We start from the raw sequence: 17,137 nt of genomic DNA on the forward strand, positions 1-17,137 counted from the left end.
CGCGGGTGAGGAAGCCCGGCTTACGCCGTCACCGTGCCCGGTTTTTCCGTGCGCTCGCGTCCGTCCGCGTCGAAGCGGCGGCGGAAGTCGAAGGCCAGCGGGCTCGGGCCGTCGCGGCGCAGCAGCGCCAGCCGGGCGAGTGCTTCGTCCACGCCGGGGCGGTGGCCGTCTTCCACCCACCACATCACCAGATGCGCCTCGGTCGGGCGCTCGAACCAGTCGCGGCGGCCGCCGAGCGGGCGCTTGTGCAGCGACTGGTAGGTGAACGCGAACAGCGCATCGACGTCCTGCCAGACCGACAGGTTGATCAGCAGCAGCGGATCGTCCGGCACGCTGGTGGTGCCTAGCCGCGCGTCGCCGTCGAAGCGCCACACGAAACCGGGGCTGGCTTCGGCGAGGGCGTTGATCTCGTCGAGCTGATTGACGAAACCCGCCAGTTGCGGCGAGTCGATCGGGGCGAGCAGGCGGGCGACGTTGAGTTCGGCGAGTTGCATGGCGGGGTGCGGGCAGTGGATGACGGGGCAATGGTGGCGCGCGGCGCGCGGGCGATCAAACGAGCATTTTTCACAGCCCTGTGAGCGCGCTTGAGGCGGGGGTCGCCGCGGCGGCGTCCAGCTCGGCCGCCACCTCGGCGTGCAGCCAGGCCACAAAGCGCTGCAACAGCGGGGTGGGCGCCGGGGTGAGCGGCCACACCAGCCAGAACCGCCAGCGCTTGGGCGTGCCGTCGGGCGCCAGCCCGAGCGAGGGCGGCTTGCCCTGGCCCGGTCCGTAAAGCAGTGGCACCTCGATATCGAAGGGTTTCAGCAGGCGGCCTTCGCGCACGGCGCGCATCGCCAGGCTGCGGCGCGCCAGCGCCACGCCCTGGCCGTCGATGGCTGCCTGCACCAGCAGGCCGGAGTCGCTCAGCACCAGCCCGCGCGAGGGCTCCGGCCAGTCCAGCCCGGCGGCGCGGAACCACGGCAGCCAGTCCTCGCCCACCGAACGCAGCAGCGGCAGCCCCGCCAGCCCGGCCGGGGTGCGCGGCACGCCGCCGGCAAAGTGCGGGCTCACCACCGGGAACATCACGTCGTCCATCAACAGCTCGCTATGCACCCCGCTGTAGCCGCCGAAACCCCAGCGGATCGCGAGGTCGGTGCCGTCGCGGGCGAAATCGGTGATCGCGTCGGACGACAGCACGTTGAGTTCGCAGCCGGGATTGGCGTCGAGAAAGGCCGCCAGGCGCGGCGCTAGCCAGCGTCCGGCGAAGGACGGCATCACGCTGACCGAGAGCCGGTCCGGGCGCAGGTGGCGGCGCAGCCCCGCGACGGCGTCGGCGATGCCGCGCAGCGCGCCGTTGGTGGCCTGCAGCAGCGCCTCGCCAGCGGGCGTCAGGCGCAGCCCGCGCGCATCGCGCGCGAACAGCGCGAGTCCGAGCTGCGCTTCGAGCGCGCGGATCTGGTGGCTGACCGCGCCGTGGGTGACGTGCAGCTCGTCGGCGGCGCGGCTGAAGCTGAGCAGCCGCGCGGCGGCCTCGAAGCTGCGCAGCGCGGGCAGGGGCGGGAGTTTTCCTGGAGCTTCCATGGGCGGGGCTGGCGCAAGCGTAGCGAGACGGCATTTTCGCCGGAAAGCGCGGGACGATGCCCACGCGCAGACGGAAGGTTTTTCCCTGCGGTGTCGTCATTTTCCTGCCGGATGCCCCGTGCGACGGCGCGGCCGCGCCGGCAGCGCGGGAGCGGCTTTTGCACCGCTGTCCGAGGTGCGGTCGATGCGCCGCCGTTTTCGACAGGAGAAGCGAGATGAACAAATCCAGTTTGCCGACCGGACTGAAGGATGTGCTGGGTGCCCTGCTGGAAGACCACCGCGAGGCCAAGAAGCTGTTCAAGGACTTCGAAAAGGCCAAGAGCAGCGAGGAAAAGGAAGAGATCGCGCGCACCGTCTGTGAGGCGCTGACGCTGCATACCCAGCTGGAGGAGGAGTTCTTCTACCCGGCGGTGCGCGAACTCGAGTCCGACTCGATCAAGGCGCTGCTGGACGAGGCCGAGGTGGAGCACGCTTCGGCGAAGGAGCTGATCCAGCAGATCGAAGGCATCGGTGCCGACGATGCGCTGTTCGAGGCCAAGGTGACCGTGCTGGGCGAGTACGTCAGCCACCACATCCGCGAGGAAGAAGAGGAGTTGTTCCCCAAGCTTGTCGAGGAGAAGGTGGACCTGCGCGAGGTGGGCGCGGCGATGGAGGAAAAGCGGAACGAGCTGGTCGCGCACTGACCGCCCGTTCCTGCCCGCCGGGGTTCAGAGATGGACGATCTGAGGCTGCTGCGCCGTGGTGTAGGCCGCTGCCAGATGGGCGCGCGTCTCCTTGTAGCGCGCCCAGTCGAAGCGGCGCAGGAAGCCGACGGCGGCTTCCGCGCCGCGCCGGAACAGGTCGAGCTTGGCCTCGTCGGGCATCTCGAACTTCAGCCAGTCGTGGTCCGCGGTGTCGATGCAGGCCACCAGTTGCTTGAAGTCGGGGTTGCGGCGGATGAACTCGTAGTCCAGGCAGTGGCGCGCGGAGTTGAAGGTCTGCGTGATCAGCTTGGCGAGCTTGTTCACATCGTGGCTGCGTTCGTCCCACTGCAGCTTCACGCCGAAGGTGGGCCGTGCCGGCACCTTGTTGGGGCGGTGGAACACGTCGATCGGGAAGTTGGACAGCACGCCGCCATCGACGAACACCGCGCGCGGCGGCGGAAAGCGTGCGGGCTTCAGATCGTCGTCGCCCATCCCCGCGAGGTCGCGCCACAGCGCCTCGTGGGCGGCGTCGCGGATGCGGATCGGCCTGGTCACCGGCTTGAAGAACACCGGGATCGACATCGAGCAGCGCACGTAGTCGGCCGGGTTCACCTGGTCCGGCTCGTCCCAGTACAGCGCGGCCATGCAGGGAAATTCCACCTTGGTCTCGGTCGCCACGTCGGCCGCCACCACGCACAGGTAGTCCGCCGCCGGATCGAGCGGCGCCAGCCGCGCTTCGCCGCGCAGCTGGGACTCGCGCTGCGGGCTGTCCTCGCGCAGGTGCCAGCCGGCCGGCGTGGTCGCCATCCGCGCGCGCAGCTGCGCGGTGGTGTGGACGCCGTGGGCCCGCAGCACGTCCTCGGTCAGCCAGCGGTGGAAGCGGTCGCCGCGGTTCAGCCCGATCATCTCGTCCAGGTTGTCGAGGATCTGCATGCCCTTCCACGCCAGCTTGGCCAGCCCCGGGCGCTTGAGCAGGGTGTCGATGAAGTCGGCCGCATCCTCGTCGTCGTCGTCCTTGCCGTCGATGAAATCCGCCATCGGCATGTTGGCGACGATCTCGATCAGGCGGTCGCTCTTGGCGGCGGCGGGCACGTCGAGCGCGGCCAGCGCCAGCGCGGTGATCGAGCCGGCCGACGCGCCGCCGAGGCCGACGAAGCGCAGCCCGGCCTTTTCCAGCACGTGGATGTAGCCGAGCAGCGCGACACCGAGCACGCCGCCGCCCTCCATCACCAGGTCGACGTACTGGTAGCCCTCGCCGTCCAGCGTGTCGCTGTAGCGGCGGCGGTCCAGCCCTTCGGCGGTCATTGCCGCCAGCGCCGCGTCCGCCGCGCGGTGAAAGTCTGCTGCGTTCATCTTCGTCTCCCTCCCCAGGGGGCCGGCGGGTGCCGGCGCCTTACCCGTTCAACATAGACCCGGGCAGCCGGAAGGCAACCGGAGGATGGAAGTCATGAACCACACCGAACCGCTCCCCGTCGCGCTGATCCTGGGCGGTGGCCTCGCCCTCGGCGCCTACCAGGCCGGCGTGCTCGCCGCGCTCGAAACCTCGCGCGAGGTGCGCATCGTCGCCGTTACCGGGGCCTCGATCGGCGCCATCAACGGCGCCCTGCTGGCCGGCAACCGGCCGGCCGAGCGGGTGAACCGCCTGCGCGGCTTCTGGGACCGGGTGACGACCGACCTTGCGCCCGGCTGGTTAGAACCCGCCGGGCGCACCGGCCCCTTTCGCCACGCCCGCAACTGGGTGAACACGCTGGGCACGCATCTGGCCGGCGCACGCGGGCTGTATCGCCCGCGCATCTTTTTCGATAGCGGGCCGAGCGCGGTGCCGAGCTTCTATGATTCCTCGCTCGCCGCGGCGACGCTGGCGCAGCTGGTGGATTTCGACGTGCTCAACGGCGGCGCGGTGCGCTACTGCGCGGTGGCGACCGACGTCGAAACCGCGGCGGCGGTGCCGTTCGACACCGCCGCCGGCGTCCGCATCGGCATTCCGCACCTGCTCGCGTCCTCCGCCCTGATGCCGTCCTTCGCCCCGGTGGCGATCGACGGCCGCCTGTACGCGGACGGCGGGCTCGCAGCGAACGCGCCACTGGAGCTGTTCCTGTCGTCGGCGCGGGTGGGGCCGCTGCCGCCGCTGTGCATCCTGATCGACCTGTTCGCGCCGCAGTCGCCCCCGCCGCGCACGCTGGAAGCCGCGATGGCGCGCGGCAGCGACCTGAAATTTGCCGCGCAGACCCGCCTGCGGCTGGAGGCGATCGAACGCGAACGCAGCCTGGAGGCGGCGCTCGCACTGCCGGCGGCGGACGCGGCGGACGAGGGGCCGGCAGGCGCGGCGCCCGGCACCGAGCTGATCTATCTCAGCTACCGGCCGCTGGCGCACGACGCGGGTTCGGAAAAGCAGTACGACTTCTCGCGCCCCACACTGGCCGACCGCTGGCAGCGGGGCGAGGACGATGCCGCCGAGGTGCTGCGGATGGTGGCGGCGGTGGCGCCGGCGGCGGGGGCGCAGCCGGGGCTGCGCATCCACCGCTGCGGCGCCTGGGTGCGCTAGCGCGGGGCCGTCATTCCTTGCCCACGCGATCGCGCAGCGTGCGCGCCATGCCCAGGTGTTTTTCCAGGGCCGGCACGTACTTGGCGGCGTAGGCCTTGATCTCCGGGTCCTTCGCCTTGCTGGCGGCCTCGCGGAACAGCTCCAGCGTCTTCTCGTGGGCATTCACACCGATGCGCGACGCATACATCTTGTCGAAGGTCTCGCCGCTGACGGCCTTCAACGCGGTCAGCTCGGTGCGCTGCATGATCGAGCCCTCGTCCGGCAGCGTGAACCCCTTGCGCGTGGCCAGCGTCACCAACTCGCGGTGCGCCTTGGTGTGATCCTCGATCATCTGCTTCGCAAAGGTCTTCACTTCCGCGCTGGTGGCCTTTTCCTCGGCCAGCCGGCTGCCCTCGATTTCCACCTGCCCGGCCTGCGAGGCGTTTTCGAGGAAATCGCGGTCCTCGCTGGCGAGCCTGTTGTCCATGCGCCGTTCGCTGCTCTTGTCGCCGGTGGGGGCGGGGGGATAGCTGCTCTGGGCCAGCGCGCCGGTGGCGAACAGCGCGGCACAGGCGACGAGGGCGTGACGGGTGAGTCGGGTTGCGCTCATGGTCTCCTCCGTGATGAGGTGGGACAGGGATGGGCACCGCCGCAAGTGGTCGGTGCCGTGCGCCCTTGCCGGCAAGCGCCATGCCCGCCGCCGCGCACCCCGGAAATCGCGCCGCAGCGCAGACCTGGCGCGGCCTTGGCGGCGGCGCGCGGTGCGTGTACAACTTGCAGGGGCCACGTAAGCGCTACATCGCGCGCTGCGCCATCCCCGCCCGCGCGGGTAGACTGGCGTGTCTTGCGCAAGCACCCGTCGGCGGCCAGCCGACCCCGGCATCCTCAACCCTGCGATCAGGAGCGCGCCACGATGAGCGACCACCCGCCATGTGCCGGCTGCAGCGGCCAGCCGCTGGCGTTCGGATTCAGCTACGCCTACCAGCCGATCGTCGATCTTGCGGCGCGCCAGATCTTTGCCCACGAGGCGCTGGTGCGCGGCCCGGCCGGCGAGGGCGCGGGCACCGTGCTGGCGCAGGTCAATGCCGACAACCGCTACCGCTTCGACCAGGCCTGCCGGGTGCGGGCGATCGAAACCGCGGCGCGGCTGGGCATGCAGTCGCGGCTGTCGATCAACTTCCTGCCCAACGCCATCCAGCGTCCCGACCTGTGCATCCGTTCGACGCTGGAGGCGGCGCGCCTTCACGGCTTTCCGCTGGAGCGCATCATCTTCGAGAGCGTGGAGGGCGAGCGCATCGCCGACGCGCGCTGGTTGGCCGAGGTGTTCCGCGAATGGCAGCACCACGGCTTTCTGACCGCGATCGACGATTTCGGCGCCGGCTACGCCGGCCTCAACCTGCTGGCCGATTTCCAGCCCGACCTGGTCAAGCTCGACATGGGGCTGGTGCGCGCGGTGCACCGTCATCCGGCGCGCCAGGCCATCGTGCGCGGCGTCGCGCGGATCTGCGAGGAACTCGACATCCCGGTGGTGGCCGAGGGCGTGGAGGAACTCGATGAGGCGCGCTGCCTCAGCGACGCCGGCATCCGGTTGATGCAGGGCTTCCTGTTCTGCCGTCCCTTGTTCGAAGGCGTGGGCGAGGCCGCCACGCTCGCGTGGCCCGCGCTTGCGCCGCAGGCCGGAGGACGGCAGTGAGCAGCCAGCGCGAGAAACTGCTCGAAGCCGCGGTTGCACAGTCGTTCAACGCGGTCGTGATCACCGACGCCCGCCTGGATGGCGGCGGCCCCCACATCGTCTATGTGAATCGCGCCTTCTGCGAGATGACCGGCTATGCGGCGGAGGACCTGATCGGCCAGTCGCCGCGCATCCTGCAGGGACCGGACACCGACCCCGAGGTGATCGACCGCCTGCGCACGGCGCTGCGCAGCGGCAGCTTCTTCGAGGGCGCGACGGTGAATTACCGGCGCGACGGTTCGGCCTACGACGTGGAGTGGAACATCTCGCCGGTGCGTGACGACGGCGGTGAGCTGAGCCACTTCGTCTCGGTGCAGCACAACATCAGCGACAAGATGCGGATGCGGCGCGAGCGCGACCTGCTCGCGCAGGCGCTCAACGTCGCAAGCGATCCGATCATCGTCACCGACCGCGGCGGCGCCATCGTCTTCGTCAATCAGGCGTTCGAGCGCCTGACCGGCTACCCCGCCGACGAGATGCTCGGCCGCACGCCCGCAGTGCTGCGCTCGGGCGCGCACGACGCGGCCTTCTACAGCGGGCTGTATGCCGCCCTCGCGCGCGGACGGCCGTTCCGCGCCACCTTCACCAACCGGCGCAAGGACGGCTCGCTGTTCCATGCCGAGCAGAGCATCGCCCCGCTGTGCGACGGCGAAGGCGAGGTCACCCATTTCGTCAGCGTCAGCAAGGACCTCACCGAGCGCATCGAGCGCGAGCGCGCGCTGCAGGAGATCGCCAGCCGCGATCCGCTCACCGGGCTCTACAACCGCCGCGCCGGCGAACAGGCGCTGGAACTCCAGGTGCAGGCCGCCCATGCGGAGGGCACGGCGCTCAGCCTCATCATCGGTGACATCGACCACTTCAAGTCGATCAACGACCGTCACGGCCATCCGGCGGGCGACCGTGTGCTGGCCGGCGTGGGCGAGGCGCTGCGGGGCGCGGTGCGGTCGCGCGATCTGGCGGTGCGCTGGGGCGGGGAGGAATTCGTGGTGCTGGTGCCCGAGTGTGGCGCGGCGCGCGCGCTGGAACTGGCGGAGCGACTGCGCAGCAGCGTGGCGGGCTTGCAGTTTCCCGCCGTCGGCCGGGTGACGATGTCGCTCGGGCTGGCCACGCTGGTCGCGGGCGAAACCGCGGCGGGCCTGGTGATGCGCGCCGACCGCGCGCTGTACCGCGCCAAGCACGGCGGGCGCGACCGGGTGGAGACCGCAGCCGCGCTGGATTGAGCGGGGCGGCGGTGCCGCCCCTGGGCAAGACAGGATCAGCCGGCGCGGCGGCGGTCGGCGAAGTCGATATGGCGCACGTTCTGGCGGCGCTCGACCAGCGGGCGGTCCGCATAGTCGGCACTGGCCGCGGTCCTGTCCGCGGTACGGGGCATGTAGCCGGTGAGCGTGCCCATGCTCGCCTGCGCCATGCCGATGATGTCGAACCACGCCCGCGTCAGTGCCATCAGCCGCTGCGCGCTGTCCTCCGACAGCGGTTCGGGGCCGGCGGCCATCTCCGCGCCGCCCGCGTCGGTGGACTTGCGCATGCCCATCTCGGCGATCGCCAGGTTGGACATGTCGTTGGTCAGGCGCAGCAGGCGTTCGCGCAGCGCCACGTTGAGCGTGTTGATCCGCACCACGGTCTGCATCGTGGGGCGGAAGTCGCCGCTGGCTTCGAGCGGGTCACGCCACTGGCAGGCTTCGTCGTCGCGCGGGCAGGCCTCGTGGAAGTCCTGCGCGGTCTGTACCTGGATTTCCCACGAGATCACGGTCGCGCCGGTCTCGTCGTAAGGCGGGAAGAACTCGTAGCCCTGGTGTTCGAGCCCGGGCGGGTTGCTCGTTGCGCGCATGGTGTGGTCTCCTCGTCTGGGTTTATGTGTCGATGCCGCTGTCCTTGCCCAAACCGGGCGCAGAGGCATCGCGTTTCAAGAATAGGAGATTCGCGTGCACTTTTCCGGCTGTCTGCGGCTTTGCATTAGCGGGTTACGAAATAGCCCGCCATCGCGCCGTTTGCGCCGGCTGCGGGGCGTGCCGGCACGGCAGGCGACGGCCCGCGGGCCGGCGTGGACCGCCGCGCTGTAACGCCGCGGTAACAGATCGCGGGCAGCATCGCCGCCCCTGTGTTTTCCGCTGGTCTGCGCCGATGGCGATCCGTTTCCTGCTGCTGTTGAGCCTTGCCTGGAGTGCCTGCGTCGCGGCCGCCCCCGATGTGCTGCGCGGGGCGGGCTCGTCGGCCGCCCAGCCGGTGTATGCCGCGTGGGCCGCGGCCTACGCCGCCACGCATGGCACGGTGCTGGAATACGACCCCGCGGGCTCCGGCGCCGGCATCAAGAAGCTGCTCGCGGCCGAGGTCGATTTCGGCGCTTCGGACCTGGTGCCCGACGCGGCCGCGCTGCAGGGGCGCGACATCGTGGTGGTGCCCACCGCGGTTACCGGCGCAGTGCCGGTGATCAACCTGCCGGGCCTGCGCGGCGCGCTGCGGCTGGACGGCGCAACGCTGGCGGAGATATTCGCGGGCCGCATCCGGCGCTGGGACGACGCCGCGATTCGCCGTCTCAACCCCGGCCTGACCTTGCCCGAGCGCGCGATCGAGCGTGTGGTCCGCAGCGACAGTTCGGGCACCACCTGGAACTTCGCTGACTACCTCGCCAAGCTCAGCCCGCGCTGGCGTGCCGAATTCGGCGTGGCGGCGCGCTTCGACTGGGGCGAAGGCGTGATTGCGGCCAAGGGCAGCGGTGGCGTGGCCGAAGCGGTGGCGCGCACGCCGGGCGCGATCGGCTATGTGGATTACAACTACGTGGTGCGCCACGGCCTGCAGGCGGTGACGCTGCAGAACCGCGACGGCGCCTTCGTGCAGGCCGGCACCGACGGCTTCGCGGCCGCGCTGTCCGCCAGCCCCTGGCCGCGCAGCGGCGACTTCACCGCCACGCTGACCGACCAGCCCGGCGCCCGCAGCTGGCCGATCACGATGGGCACCTTCATCCTGGTGCCGCGCCACGGCGGCGGAGACGGCGTGCGCCGCGCGCTGGCGTTCTTCACTTGGGCCTACCTCCACGGCGACGAGCTCATCCGCAGCAGCCACTTCGTCCGCCTGCCCGACCGCGTGCAGGCCAAGGCCTTCCGCAGCCTCGCTGCCGTGACGGACGCGAATGGCACGCCGATCGGTTTCGGGGGGTTGGCGCGCTAGAAGGCCTTGAAGTTGCGAACCGGCGACCGGTCGGGTGGCCGGGAGTCGCGGTCAGTTCACGCTAAGCAGTCGGCGCACCCTCGACACCCTCTAGGCGTAGGCGAAAGCGATCGTCACCAGCACAGTGACCAGTGGAAGCAGGGCAACGAGATCGTGGTTGTGCTCGATAGGGCGGGGCGGGGGATAACGACCCAGCGTCAGCGCGCGCAGCATGAGCCAGCCGGCCCCGTAGAGCACGGTGTGGAACAGGAATTCCAACAAGGCCTGGGCGAGTATCAGCAGGACTTCCAACATGCGCGGGCGGAAGGGAAAGGTGACGGCGGAGGGCAATTCTATGCAGTCGTCTTGATCCCTGCCGTGTCCAGCGTCGCGGGCCCGCAGCAGCAGCGGGTCGCCCGTCAGCACGCGTGCGCGGCGCGCCCTATAATCCGCCGCCAGTCCCCGCCTTCCACCCTGTTTCCGGATGCCGCCCATGCCCCGCCCGCTGCTGCCTGCCTTGTTGATCCTGCTTACGCTTGCCGGCTGTGGTCCGGTGGAAGACACCCGCCCGGGGCAGCCGGTGAAGCAGCGCCAGGAGGCGTTCAAGTCCATCCTGCGCAGCTTCGAGCCGATGGGCGTGATGCTGCGCGACAACAAGTATCAGGCTGACAAGTTTGCTTCGCTCGCCGGCGAACTGGTCGCCAAGCGCGATGCGCCGTGGTCGCACTTCGGGCCCGACACGAATTACCCGCCGACCAAGGCCAAGGCGGCGGTGTGGAGCGAGGGTGAAACCTTCGAGCGCGAACGGCTCGCCTTCGTGGCCGCCACTGATGCGCTGTTCGCCGCCGCCCAGACCCGCGATCAGGCGCAGGCCAAGGCGGCGTACGAGAAGGTCTACGGCAGCTGCAAGAGCTGCCACGACCGCTTCAAGGAAAAGTAAGCGACCCGCCGGCGCTCAGCCGGCGTCGAACAGGCGCGCGAGCCGCGGCTGCGCTGTGGCGCAGAGCGCAGGCGGGATGCCGAACGCGCGCTGCAAAACCTCCGTCAGCTCCGCCAGGTCGGCCAGCGTGCGGCGCACGGTGCGGCCGTCGCCGTGGTATTCGGCGTAGTCGCGGTTGAACAGCGTCCAGCGCTGGTTGCGGCCGGCGCGGGCCAGCATCAGGTTGGCGGTGAAGACCGAATCCGGGTGGGTGGCGAGGAAGTAGTTGGGCGCGATGTAGTCGCAGGCGTGGTGGCGCACGCGGTCGAAGCGGTAGAGCGGCTTCCAGGCCTCGCCCAGACGGGCCTGCAGCGTCCAGTCGTCGCCATCGCGCAGCAGGCGGAAGGGTTCGTGCGGCGTGATCTGCTCGATATCCGCCTGCAGGCGCAGCGCGCTGGTCAGCGTCAGGCCGCCGAAGCCCACATCGACCAGGCGCGGGCCATCCGCGGTATCCACTTCCAGCAGCATGTGCGAGCGCGGCGTGATCGCCCCGGGCGGCTGGTTCCACACCACGCGCGCGCCGAGTTCATGCACGGTGAAGCCGAGATGGCGCAGCACGTCGGCGAAGAGCCGGTTGTGCTCGTAGCAGTAGCCGCCGCGCCCGCCCGCCACCAGCTTGGCCTGCACGGCGGCGGGGCTGATATCCACCGGCTCGCCCAGCAGCGGCGACAGGTTTTCGAAGGGAATCGCCGCCACATGCTGCGCGATCAGCGCATTGAGCGTGGTCAGCGTGGTGTCGGGCGCTGCGGCGAGGCCGCCGATGCGGGCGAGGTAGGCGTCGAGGTCGAGGGGCGGCGTCATCGGAGGGGTCTCCCGGGGTGGGCGTGCATGGTCGCACATCGAGGAGCTGCCGCGTATGACCACCGGATGACCGGGGTCAGGTTGCCGGCCCGTGCGCGGCGATGCAATAATAAGTTATTACAGTATTACCTTTAGGACGAATGGGCGGCACAAGGATCGTTGCACTGCTCTCGCAGAAGGGCGGGTCGGGAAAGACCACGGTGGCGATGCAGCTTGCCGCCGGGCTGGCGCTGGCGGGCTACCGGGTGGTGGTCGCGGATCTCGATCCGCAGGAAAGCGCCTCGCGCTGGGCGGACGCCGCGGCCGCCGAGGCGCCGTTTCCCGCGCCGGTGATGCGGCTGCGCGGCAGCGCGGAGGACATGCGGCAGGCGCTGCGGGCTGCCGCCAACCGGGCGGATTTCGTCGTCTTCGACTGCCCGCCGTCGATCGACCATCCCCACACCGGCAGTGCGCTGGCGCTGTGCGACCTGGCGCTGGTGCCGGTGGTGCCCAGCCCCACCGACCTGTGGGCGACGCGCGGCATGGAAAAGCTGATCCTCAACCAGATGGCCACCCGCACGCCGCTGCGTGCCGCGCTGCTGCCCAACCGCGTGATGCGCACCGCGCTCGCGGCCGACGTGCTCGAAGTGCTGGGCGATTTTTCCCTGCCGGTGCTCGATGCCGCGCTGACACAGCGCAGCGCCTATGCGCAAAGCGCGGTGCAGGGGGCCTCCGTCTATGAACTCGGCCGCAGCGCGCAGCCCGCGCAGGCAGAAGTCGATCGGCTCGTCGCCGCCGTTCTCAACCAATTCGAGGAGTCGTAAATGGCCAGTACCAAGACCCAATCCGCGCTGCGCGCCGCGCTCAAGCAGGAAGACGCCGCGCTGACCGAGCGCCTGCCGGCCGCCGGGGCGCCGGCCAGGCCCAAGGCTGCGAAGGCCACGGCGGCGAAGCCGGTTGTGGCGGAGCAGGGCAAGCTTGCGGACGCCCTCATCGTGCCGCCGGCGGAGGGCGATGGGGCGGCGAAGGCGAAGCCGGCGGCCGCGGCCGGACCGGCCAAGCCGGCTGCGACGAAGAAGCAAGCCGCGCCCGCCGCCGGCAAGACGAAGGCGAAGAGCACGGCTGCCAAGGGTAGTGCAGCAAGCAAGGCGGCCGCGGCGCCCGCTCCGGTGGCTGAAACTGCGGCCGGATCGCCCGCCGGCGCGGCCAAGGCGAAGGCAAAGGCCGCACCGGTCAAGACCCGCCCGGCGGCGGCTGCCGCGGCACCTGCGGTCGAACCCGCCGTGACGCCGGCGCCCGCGGCCGCGAAGAAGGCCAAGGCGGTCAGGAATGGCGGTGCGGCCGTGAGCAAGGCGGCCGCTGCCCCGGCCGCCGAGCTTGCCGTGGCGCCGGAGGCCGCAGCCAAGACCAAGGCCAAGGTGGAGAAAGCCGAAAAGGCCGAAAAGGCCGAAAAAACCGACAAGGCGGACAAGGTGGAAAAGGTTGTGCGCGACTCGTTCTCGCTGCCGGCCAGCGAGCACCGCCGGATCAAGTCGGTGCGCGAGCAGCTGGGTAAGAGCGGCCGCCTGGTCAGCAAGTCGGAAGTGCTGCGCGCGGCGCTGGTCGCACTCGGCGAGCGCAGCGCCGACGAGCTGGCGGCACTGTTCGACGCGCTGCCGCCGGTGGTCAAGGGCAAGCGCAGCAAGAAGCACTGAGCGCGGGTTGCGGGGGCGGGGCCGGAGGTCGGCTCCGCATCCTGGACCTTACCTGGCGACCATCCGACCCGCGCGGGTTTTGTCTCTTGCGCGGCAAGCGGGCTTCGACACGCTCAGCCCCGACGGTGGTCGGGGTGTCCGGGCCCGAACGGGGTGGGGTGCGGCTCAGCCCGGCCGTCGCTTCGCCCTTAATCCCACATGCCGCGCATCTTCGCCGCCAGATCCAGCGCGGCCTGACGCGACTGTGGCGTGCCGCGGAATTCCGGCGGCGGCTCCGGCCACGACACCTGTTCGAACTGCGGCAGCAGCCGGTTGGGGATGAAGCGGGTGCGGCCGGCGTACACATGGCGGTCGCCCATGCCCTGCTGCTGCGACACGTAGAAGCGCTGCGGCACCAGCAGCTCCAGATGGTCCTTGGCGCGCGTCATCGCCACGTAGAGCAGGCGGCGTTCTTCCTCGATTTCCGCGCTGCTGCGGGTGGCGATGTCGGAGGGCACGCAGCCGTCCACCACGTTGAGCACGCTCACCGAATTCCATTCCTGGCCCTTGGCCGAATGCATGGTCGACAGGATCAGATAGTCCTCGTCGAGCAGCGGCACGCCGGCCTCGTCGCTGGTGGCGCTGGGTGGATCGAGCGTGAGTTCGGTGAGGAAGCGCTGGCGGCTCGGGTAGGTGGCGGCGATGCGGCCGAGCTGCTGGATGTCGCCCTGGCGCACCACCGCGTCGTCGTATAGCCGCGGCATCTGGCCCTCGTACCAGCGGCAGGCGAGTTCGAAGCTCGCCGGCCACGGCGCATCGGGCCGGCGCAGGTGTTCGATCAGCGTGGAAAATGCCTGCCAGTCGGCGCGTGCGGCTTCCGGCACCGGCTGCTCGGCGAGCAGTTCGCAGCCTTCCGGCGCCGCAACCACGTGGTCCAGCACCTTGCCGGCGGTCTTGGGGCCAATGCCGGCGAGCAGTTGCACCACGCGGAAGCCGGACACCCGGTCGCGCAGGTTTTCCACCCAGCGCAGCACCGCCAGCATGTCCTTCACATGCGCGGCCTCGAGGAACTTGAGTCCGCCGAACTTCACGAACGGAATGTTGCGCCGGGTCAGCTCCATCTCCAGCCGCGCGCTGTGGCTGGCGGCGCGGAACAGCACCGCCTGCTGCTTGAGCTTGATGCCCTGCTCGCGGCGGGCCAGCACGCGTTCCACCACGAAGGCGGACTGGTCGGCGTCGTCGCGCACCGACACCAATTGAGGGCGCGCGGTGGATTCGCGCAGCGACCACAGGTCCTTGCTGTAGCGCTCGGCGGCCTGCGCGATCACCGCGTTGGCGGCGTCGAGGATGGGCCGCGTCGAGCGGTAGTTCTGCTCCAGCGTCACCCGGTGCGCGGGTGGTTCGAAGCGGGCGGGAAAATCCAGGATGTTGCGGATGGTGGCGCCGCGGAAGGCGTAGATCGACTGGGCGTCGTCGCCCACCACGGTGAGGCCGCGGCCGTCCGGCTTCATCGCCAGCAGGATCTCGGCCTGCAGGTGGTTGGTGTCCTGGTATTCGTCGACCAGCACATGCTGGAAGAGGCCGCCGATCTCCGCCCCCAGCGCCGGCTCCGCCACCATGTGCGCCCAGTACAGCAGCAGGTCGTCGTAATCCAGCACCTGCTGCGCCTGCTTGGCCTGCACATAGGCGCGGAACAGCGTCTTCAGCTCGGCTTCCCATTCGGCGCACCACGGGAAGGTGGTCTGCAGCACCTCGGCCAGCGGCGCGCGCGTGTTCACCGCCGCCGAGTAGATCGCCAGGCAGGTGCCCTTGAGCGGAAAGCGCTTGTTGCGGGTGGACAGCCCGGCCTCGTGGCGCGCGAGGTTCATCAGGTCGGCGGAATCCTCGCGGTCGTGGATGGTGAAGGCGGGGTCCAGGCCGATGCGGCCGGCGTATTCGCGCAGCAGCCGCGCGCCGATGCCGTGGAAGGTGCCGGACCACTGCAGCGTGGCCTGCGCCAGCCAGGGGGTATCGACCGCCACCTGGGCGAGGATGCGCTGTACCCGCCGGCCCATTTCGTCGGCCGCGCGGCGCGAGAAGGTGAGCAGCAGGATGCGGCCGGGATCGGCGCCGTTGGCGATCAGGTGGGCGACACGGTGCGCGAGCGTGTTGGTCTTGCCCGAGCCGGCGCCGGCGATGACCAGCAGCGGGCCGGGGATGTCGCGCCCGGCGTTGCCGCGCACACCATATTCCACCGCCTCGCGCTGCGCGGCATTGAGACGGTCGAGATAGGCGGGGGCCGGCGCGCAGGCGGCAGGAGCGGGGCTGTTCATGCCTGTAATTCTATCCAGTCCACCCCCGCCTACGGTAGCCGCGCGGCAGGCGGCGGGCGGCGGCGCTAAACTGGCGCCCGTCCGGGGAGAGCGGGGTCTATGCAATCGATCGAAGTGGTGCTGGCAATGCTGCTGGCAGTGGTAGCCAGCGGCTATCTGGTGCGGGTGGTGCCGGTGTCGCTGCCGCTGCCGCTGGTGCAGATCGCCCTCGGCGCCGGCATCGCCGCCATCTCCGGCCACGGCGTGCGGCTGGACCCGGAAATCTTCTTCCTGCTGTTCCTGCCGCCGCTGCTGTTCCTGGATGGCTGGCGCATTCCCAAGGTCGGCCTGTTCCGCGACAAGGGCACCATCCTCGAACTCGCCTTCGGGCTGGTGGTGTTCACCGTGCTCGGCGCCGGGCTGCTGATCCACTGGATGATTCCGGCGATGCCGCTGGCGGTGGCCTTCGCGCTTGCCGCCATCGTCTCGCCCACCGACCCCGTGGCGGTGTCGTCGATTGCCGCGCGGGTGCCGATTCCGAAGCGGCTGATGCACATCCTGGAAGGCGAATCCCTGCTCAACGACGCCTCCGGCCTGGTGTGCTTCCGCTTTGCGGTGGCCGCGGTGATGACCGGCGGCTTCTCGCTCGCGGCGGCCTCGCTCACCTTCCTGTGGGTGGCGTTTGCGGGGCTGGCGGTGGGCGTCATCGTCACCTGGGGCATCAGCCTCGCGCAGCGCTGGCTGTCGCGCCACCTGGGCGAGGAGGCCGGCTCGCCGATCCTGGTCAATCTGCTGATTCCTTTCGGCGCCTACCTGGTGGCGGAACACCTGGACGCCTCCGGCATCCTCGCCGCGGTGGCCGCCGGGGTGACGATGAGCTACGTCGAACTCAGCGGCCGCGCGCTTGCCACCACCCGTGTGCAGCGCGCCGCGGTGTGGGACACGGTGCAGTTCTCGCTCAACGGCATCATGTTCGTGCTGCTGGGCGAACAACTGCCGGGCATCGTGCAGCGCGCGGCCGCGGCGGTGGAAGACAGCGGCCATGTTTCGCGCTGGTGGCTGCTGGTGTATGCGCTGGCGATCAGCGCCATCCTCGCCGCGCTGCGTTTCGCCTGGGTGTGGGTGTCGCTGCGGGTCACCTTGTTCAAGGCGCGCGAAGCGGGCGAGCCGCTGCAGCGTCCGGACTGGCGCATCGTCGCCGCGGTGTCGCTCGCCGGGGTGCGTGGCGCGATCACGCTGGCCGGCGTGCTGACCTTGCCGCTGCTGCTGCCCGACGGGCGCGATTTCCCCGCGCGTGATCTGGTGATCTTCCTCGCCGCGGCGGTCATCCTGGTGTCGCTGCTGCTCGCCAGCGTGGGCCTGCCGCGCCTGCTGCGCGGGCTGGCGCTGCCGGACGAACCTGCCGAACGGCGGGAGGAAGACCGCGCCCGGCGCGAGGCCGCGGCGGCCGCGATCGCCGCGATCGAGAAGGCGCGCCACGCATTGTCGGAACCCGGCGCCGCCGACGCCGATCTCTATACCAATGCCGCCGTGCGCGTGATGGCCAACTACCAGCGCCGGCTGGCCGACAGCGCCATGCCCGGCAGCGTCGCCGCAGACCGCCTGCGGGCGGCGGACCGCGCCGAGATGGCGCTGTGGCTGGCGGCGCTGCAGGCCGAGCGCGAAGCCATCTTCCGCCTCGCGCGCGACTACGAACTGTCGGACGAGACCTCGCGCAAGCTGGTGCGCCAGATCGATCTGATGGAAGCGCGCTACCGCTGACCTGCCGGGA

Annotated in this window: 17 protein-coding genes; 9 read left to right on the forward strand and 8 right to left on the reverse strand. The window is 70.4% G+C overall.

Annotated elements, in window-relative coordinates; all coding sequences use genetic code 11:
• Positions 1-20 precede the first annotated feature (20 nt).
• Positions 21-494: a DUF3291 domain-containing protein gene (locus dqs_RS01715; protein ID WP_065339482.1), complete on the reverse strand. Its 474-nt coding sequence runs from the start codon at positions 492-494 to the stop codon at positions 21-23.
• A 70-nt stretch (positions 495-564) separates the two neighbouring features.
• On the reverse strand, positions 565-1,560 hold the full coding sequence (gene gcvA / locus dqs_RS01720; RefSeq protein WP_065339483.1) for a transcriptional regulator GcvA: 996 nt from the start codon (positions 1,558-1,560) through the stop codon (positions 565-567).
• 215 nt (positions 1,561-1,775) lie between these two features.
• Here gcvA and dqs_RS01725 point away from each other — a divergent pair, with 215 nt between their 5' ends.
• A complete protein-coding gene (locus tag dqs_RS01725) occupies positions 1,776-2,243 on the forward strand; it encodes a hemerythrin domain-containing protein (RefSeq protein ID WP_011764066.1) in 468 nt (155 codons plus the stop codon).
• Between the two features lie 24 nt (positions 2,244-2,267).
• Here dqs_RS01725 and dqs_RS01730 read toward each other — a convergent pair whose 3' ends face one another.
• Positions 2,268-3,596, reverse strand: coding sequence for a patatin-like phospholipase family protein (locus dqs_RS01730; RefSeq protein ID WP_065339484.1), 1,329 nt, complete (start codon positions 3,594-3,596; stop codon positions 2,268-2,270).
• Positions 3,597-3,690: 94 nt separating this feature from the next.
• Here dqs_RS01730 and dqs_RS01735 point away from each other — a divergent pair, with 94 nt between their 5' ends.
• Positions 3,691-4,788 (forward strand): patatin-like phospholipase family protein, encoded by a 1,098-nt coding sequence (locus dqs_RS01735; RefSeq protein WP_065339485.1) that lies wholly within the window; start codon positions 3,691-3,693, stop codon positions 4,786-4,788.
• A gap of 10 nt (positions 4,789-4,798) precedes the next feature.
• On the opposite strand, the gene dqs_RS01740 is transcribed toward dqs_RS01735, so the two are convergent.
• Complete coding sequence (locus dqs_RS01740) at positions 4,799-5,377, reverse strand: DUF4142 domain-containing protein (protein ID WP_065339486.1); 579 nt, start codon at positions 5,375-5,377, stop codon at positions 4,799-4,801.
• Positions 5,378-5,680: 303 nt separating this feature from the next.
• Between dqs_RS01740 and dqs_RS01745 the strand changes: the two genes are divergently transcribed.
• Both dqs_RS01745 and dqs_RS01750 read left to right on the forward strand, forming a co-directional pair.
• Positions 5,681-6,460 carry an EAL domain-containing protein gene (locus dqs_RS01745; RefSeq protein ID WP_011764070.1) on the forward strand — a complete coding sequence of 260 codons (780 nt, stop codon included), beginning with the start codon at positions 5,681-5,683 and terminating at the stop codon, positions 6,458-6,460.
• On the forward strand, positions 6,457-7,719 hold the full coding sequence (locus tag dqs_RS01750; RefSeq protein ID WP_065339487.1) for a sensor domain-containing diguanylate cyclase: 1,263 nt from the start codon (positions 6,457-6,459) through the stop codon (positions 7,717-7,719). Before dqs_RS01745 ends, dqs_RS01750 begins: the two co-directional genes overlap by 4 nt.
• Before the next feature lie 35 nt (positions 7,720-7,754).
• On the opposite strand, the gene dqs_RS01755 is transcribed toward dqs_RS01750, so the two are convergent.
• Entirely contained in the window at positions 7,755-8,327 is a 573-nt protein-coding gene (locus dqs_RS01755; protein ID WP_011764072.1) for a hypothetical protein, read from the reverse strand.
• A 293-nt stretch (positions 8,328-8,620) separates the two neighbouring features.
• Between dqs_RS01755 and pstS the strand changes: the two genes are divergently transcribed.
• A complete protein-coding gene (gene pstS, locus dqs_RS01760; RefSeq protein WP_011764073.1) occupies positions 8,621-9,664 on the forward strand; it encodes a phosphate ABC transporter substrate-binding protein PstS in 1,044 nt (347 codons plus the stop codon).
• A gap of 90 nt (positions 9,665-9,754) precedes the next feature.
• Here pstS and dqs_RS21000 read toward each other — a convergent pair whose 3' ends face one another.
• Positions 9,755-10,069: a hypothetical protein gene (locus dqs_RS21000; protein WP_065339488.1), complete on the reverse strand. Its 315-nt coding sequence runs from the start codon at positions 10,067-10,069 to the stop codon at positions 9,755-9,757.
• Positions 10,070-10,136: 67 nt separating this feature from the next.
• Here dqs_RS21000 and dqs_RS01770 point away from each other — a divergent pair, with 67 nt between their 5' ends.
• Entirely contained in the window at positions 10,137-10,583 is a 447-nt protein-coding gene (locus tag dqs_RS01770) for a c-type cytochrome (RefSeq protein ID WP_084018153.1), read from the forward strand.
• A gap of 15 nt (positions 10,584-10,598) precedes the next feature.
• Here the strand turns inward: dqs_RS01770 and dqs_RS01775 are convergent, their stop codons facing one another.
• Positions 10,599-11,423, reverse strand: a complete 825-nt coding sequence (locus dqs_RS01775) for an arylamine N-acetyltransferase family protein (RefSeq protein WP_065339490.1) — start codon at positions 11,421-11,423, stop codon at positions 10,599-10,601.
• A 140-nt stretch (positions 11,424-11,563) separates the two neighbouring features.
• Here dqs_RS01775 and parA point away from each other — a divergent pair, with 140 nt between their 5' ends.
• A complete protein-coding gene (parA, locus tag dqs_RS01780; protein WP_065339491.1) occupies positions 11,564-12,226 on the forward strand; it encodes a ParA family partition ATPase in 663 nt (220 codons plus the stop codon).
• Positions 12,227-13,096 (forward strand): hypothetical protein, encoded by an 870-nt coding sequence (locus dqs_RS21055; RefSeq protein ID WP_236778722.1) that lies wholly within the window; start codon positions 12,227-12,229, stop codon positions 13,094-13,096.
• Positions 13,097-13,284: 188 nt separating this feature from the next.
• Here dqs_RS21055 and dqs_RS01790 read toward each other — a convergent pair whose 3' ends face one another.
• Positions 13,285-15,387: an ATP-dependent helicase gene (locus dqs_RS01790; protein WP_065339492.1), complete on the reverse strand. Its 2,103-nt coding sequence runs from the start codon at positions 15,385-15,387 to the stop codon at positions 13,285-13,287.
• A gap of 99 nt (positions 15,388-15,486) precedes the next feature.
• Between dqs_RS01790 and dqs_RS01795 the strand changes: the two genes are divergently transcribed.
• A complete protein-coding gene (locus dqs_RS01795) occupies positions 15,487-17,127 on the forward strand; it encodes a Na+/H+ antiporter (protein WP_065339493.1) in 1,641 nt (546 codons plus the stop codon).
• The last annotated feature ends 10 nt before the right edge of the window (positions 17,128-17,137 follow it).

Source organism: Azoarcus olearius (assembly GCF_001682385.1).
Taxonomy (GTDB): Bacteria; Pseudomonadota; Gammaproteobacteria; order Burkholderiales; family Rhodocyclaceae; genus Azoarcus; species Azoarcus olearius.

What these genes read in the sequence shown, in the direction of transcription:
- dqs_RS01740 (WP_065339486.1), bottom strand. Translation starts at nt 5,377, where the DNA reads ATGAGCGCAACCCGACTCACCCGTCACGCCCTCGTCGCCTGTGCCGCG.
- dqs_RS01755 (WP_011764072.1), bottom strand. Translation starts at nt 8,327, where the DNA reads ATGCGCGCAACGAGCAACCCGCCCGGGCTCGAACACCAGGGCTACGAG.
- dqs_RS01725 (WP_011764066.1), top strand. Translation starts at nt 1,776, where the DNA reads ATGAACAAATCCAGTTTGCCGACCGGACTGAAGGATGTGCTGGGTGCC.
- dqs_RS01715 (WP_065339482.1), bottom strand. Translation starts at nt 494, where the DNA reads ATGCAACTCGCCGAACTCAACGTCGCCCGCCTGCTCGCCCCGATCGAC.
- pstS (WP_011764073.1), top strand. Translation starts at nt 8,621, where the DNA reads ATGGCGATCCGTTTCCTGCTGCTGTTGAGCCTTGCCTGGAGTGCCTGC.
- dqs_RS01795 (WP_065339493.1), top strand. Translation starts at nt 15,487, where the DNA reads ATGCAATCGATCGAAGTGGTGCTGGCAATGCTGCTGGCAGTGGTAGCC.
- dqs_RS21055 (WP_236778722.1), top strand. Translation starts at nt 12,227, where the DNA reads ATGGCCAGTACCAAGACCCAATCCGCGCTGCGCGCCGCGCTCAAGCAG.
- parA (WP_065339491.1), top strand. Translation starts at nt 11,564, where the DNA reads ATGGGCGGCACAAGGATCGTTGCACTGCTCTCGCAGAAGGGCGGGTCG.
- gcvA (WP_065339483.1), bottom strand. Translation starts at nt 1,560, where the DNA reads ATGGAAGCTCCAGGAAAACTCCCGCCCCTGCCCGCGCTGCGCAGCTTC.
- dqs_RS01745 (WP_011764070.1), top strand. Translation starts at nt 5,681, where the DNA reads ATGAGCGACCACCCGCCATGTGCCGGCTGCAGCGGCCAGCCGCTGGCG.
- dqs_RS01790 (WP_065339492.1), bottom strand. Translation starts at nt 15,387, where the DNA reads ATGAACAGCCCCGCTCCTGCCGCCTGCGCGCCGGCCCCCGCCTATCTC.
- dqs_RS01730 (WP_065339484.1), bottom strand. Translation starts at nt 3,596, where the DNA reads ATGAACGCAGCAGACTTTCACCGCGCGGCGGACGCGGCGCTGGCGGCA.
- dqs_RS01735 (WP_065339485.1), top strand. Translation starts at nt 3,691, where the DNA reads ATGAACCACACCGAACCGCTCCCCGTCGCGCTGATCCTGGGCGGTGGC.
- dqs_RS01775 (WP_065339490.1), bottom strand. Translation starts at nt 11,423, where the DNA reads ATGACGCCGCCCCTCGACCTCGACGCCTACCTCGCCCGCATCGGCGGC.
- dqs_RS01770 (WP_084018153.1), top strand. Translation starts at nt 10,137, where the DNA reads ATGCCCCGCCCGCTGCTGCCTGCCTTGTTGATCCTGCTTACGCTTGCC.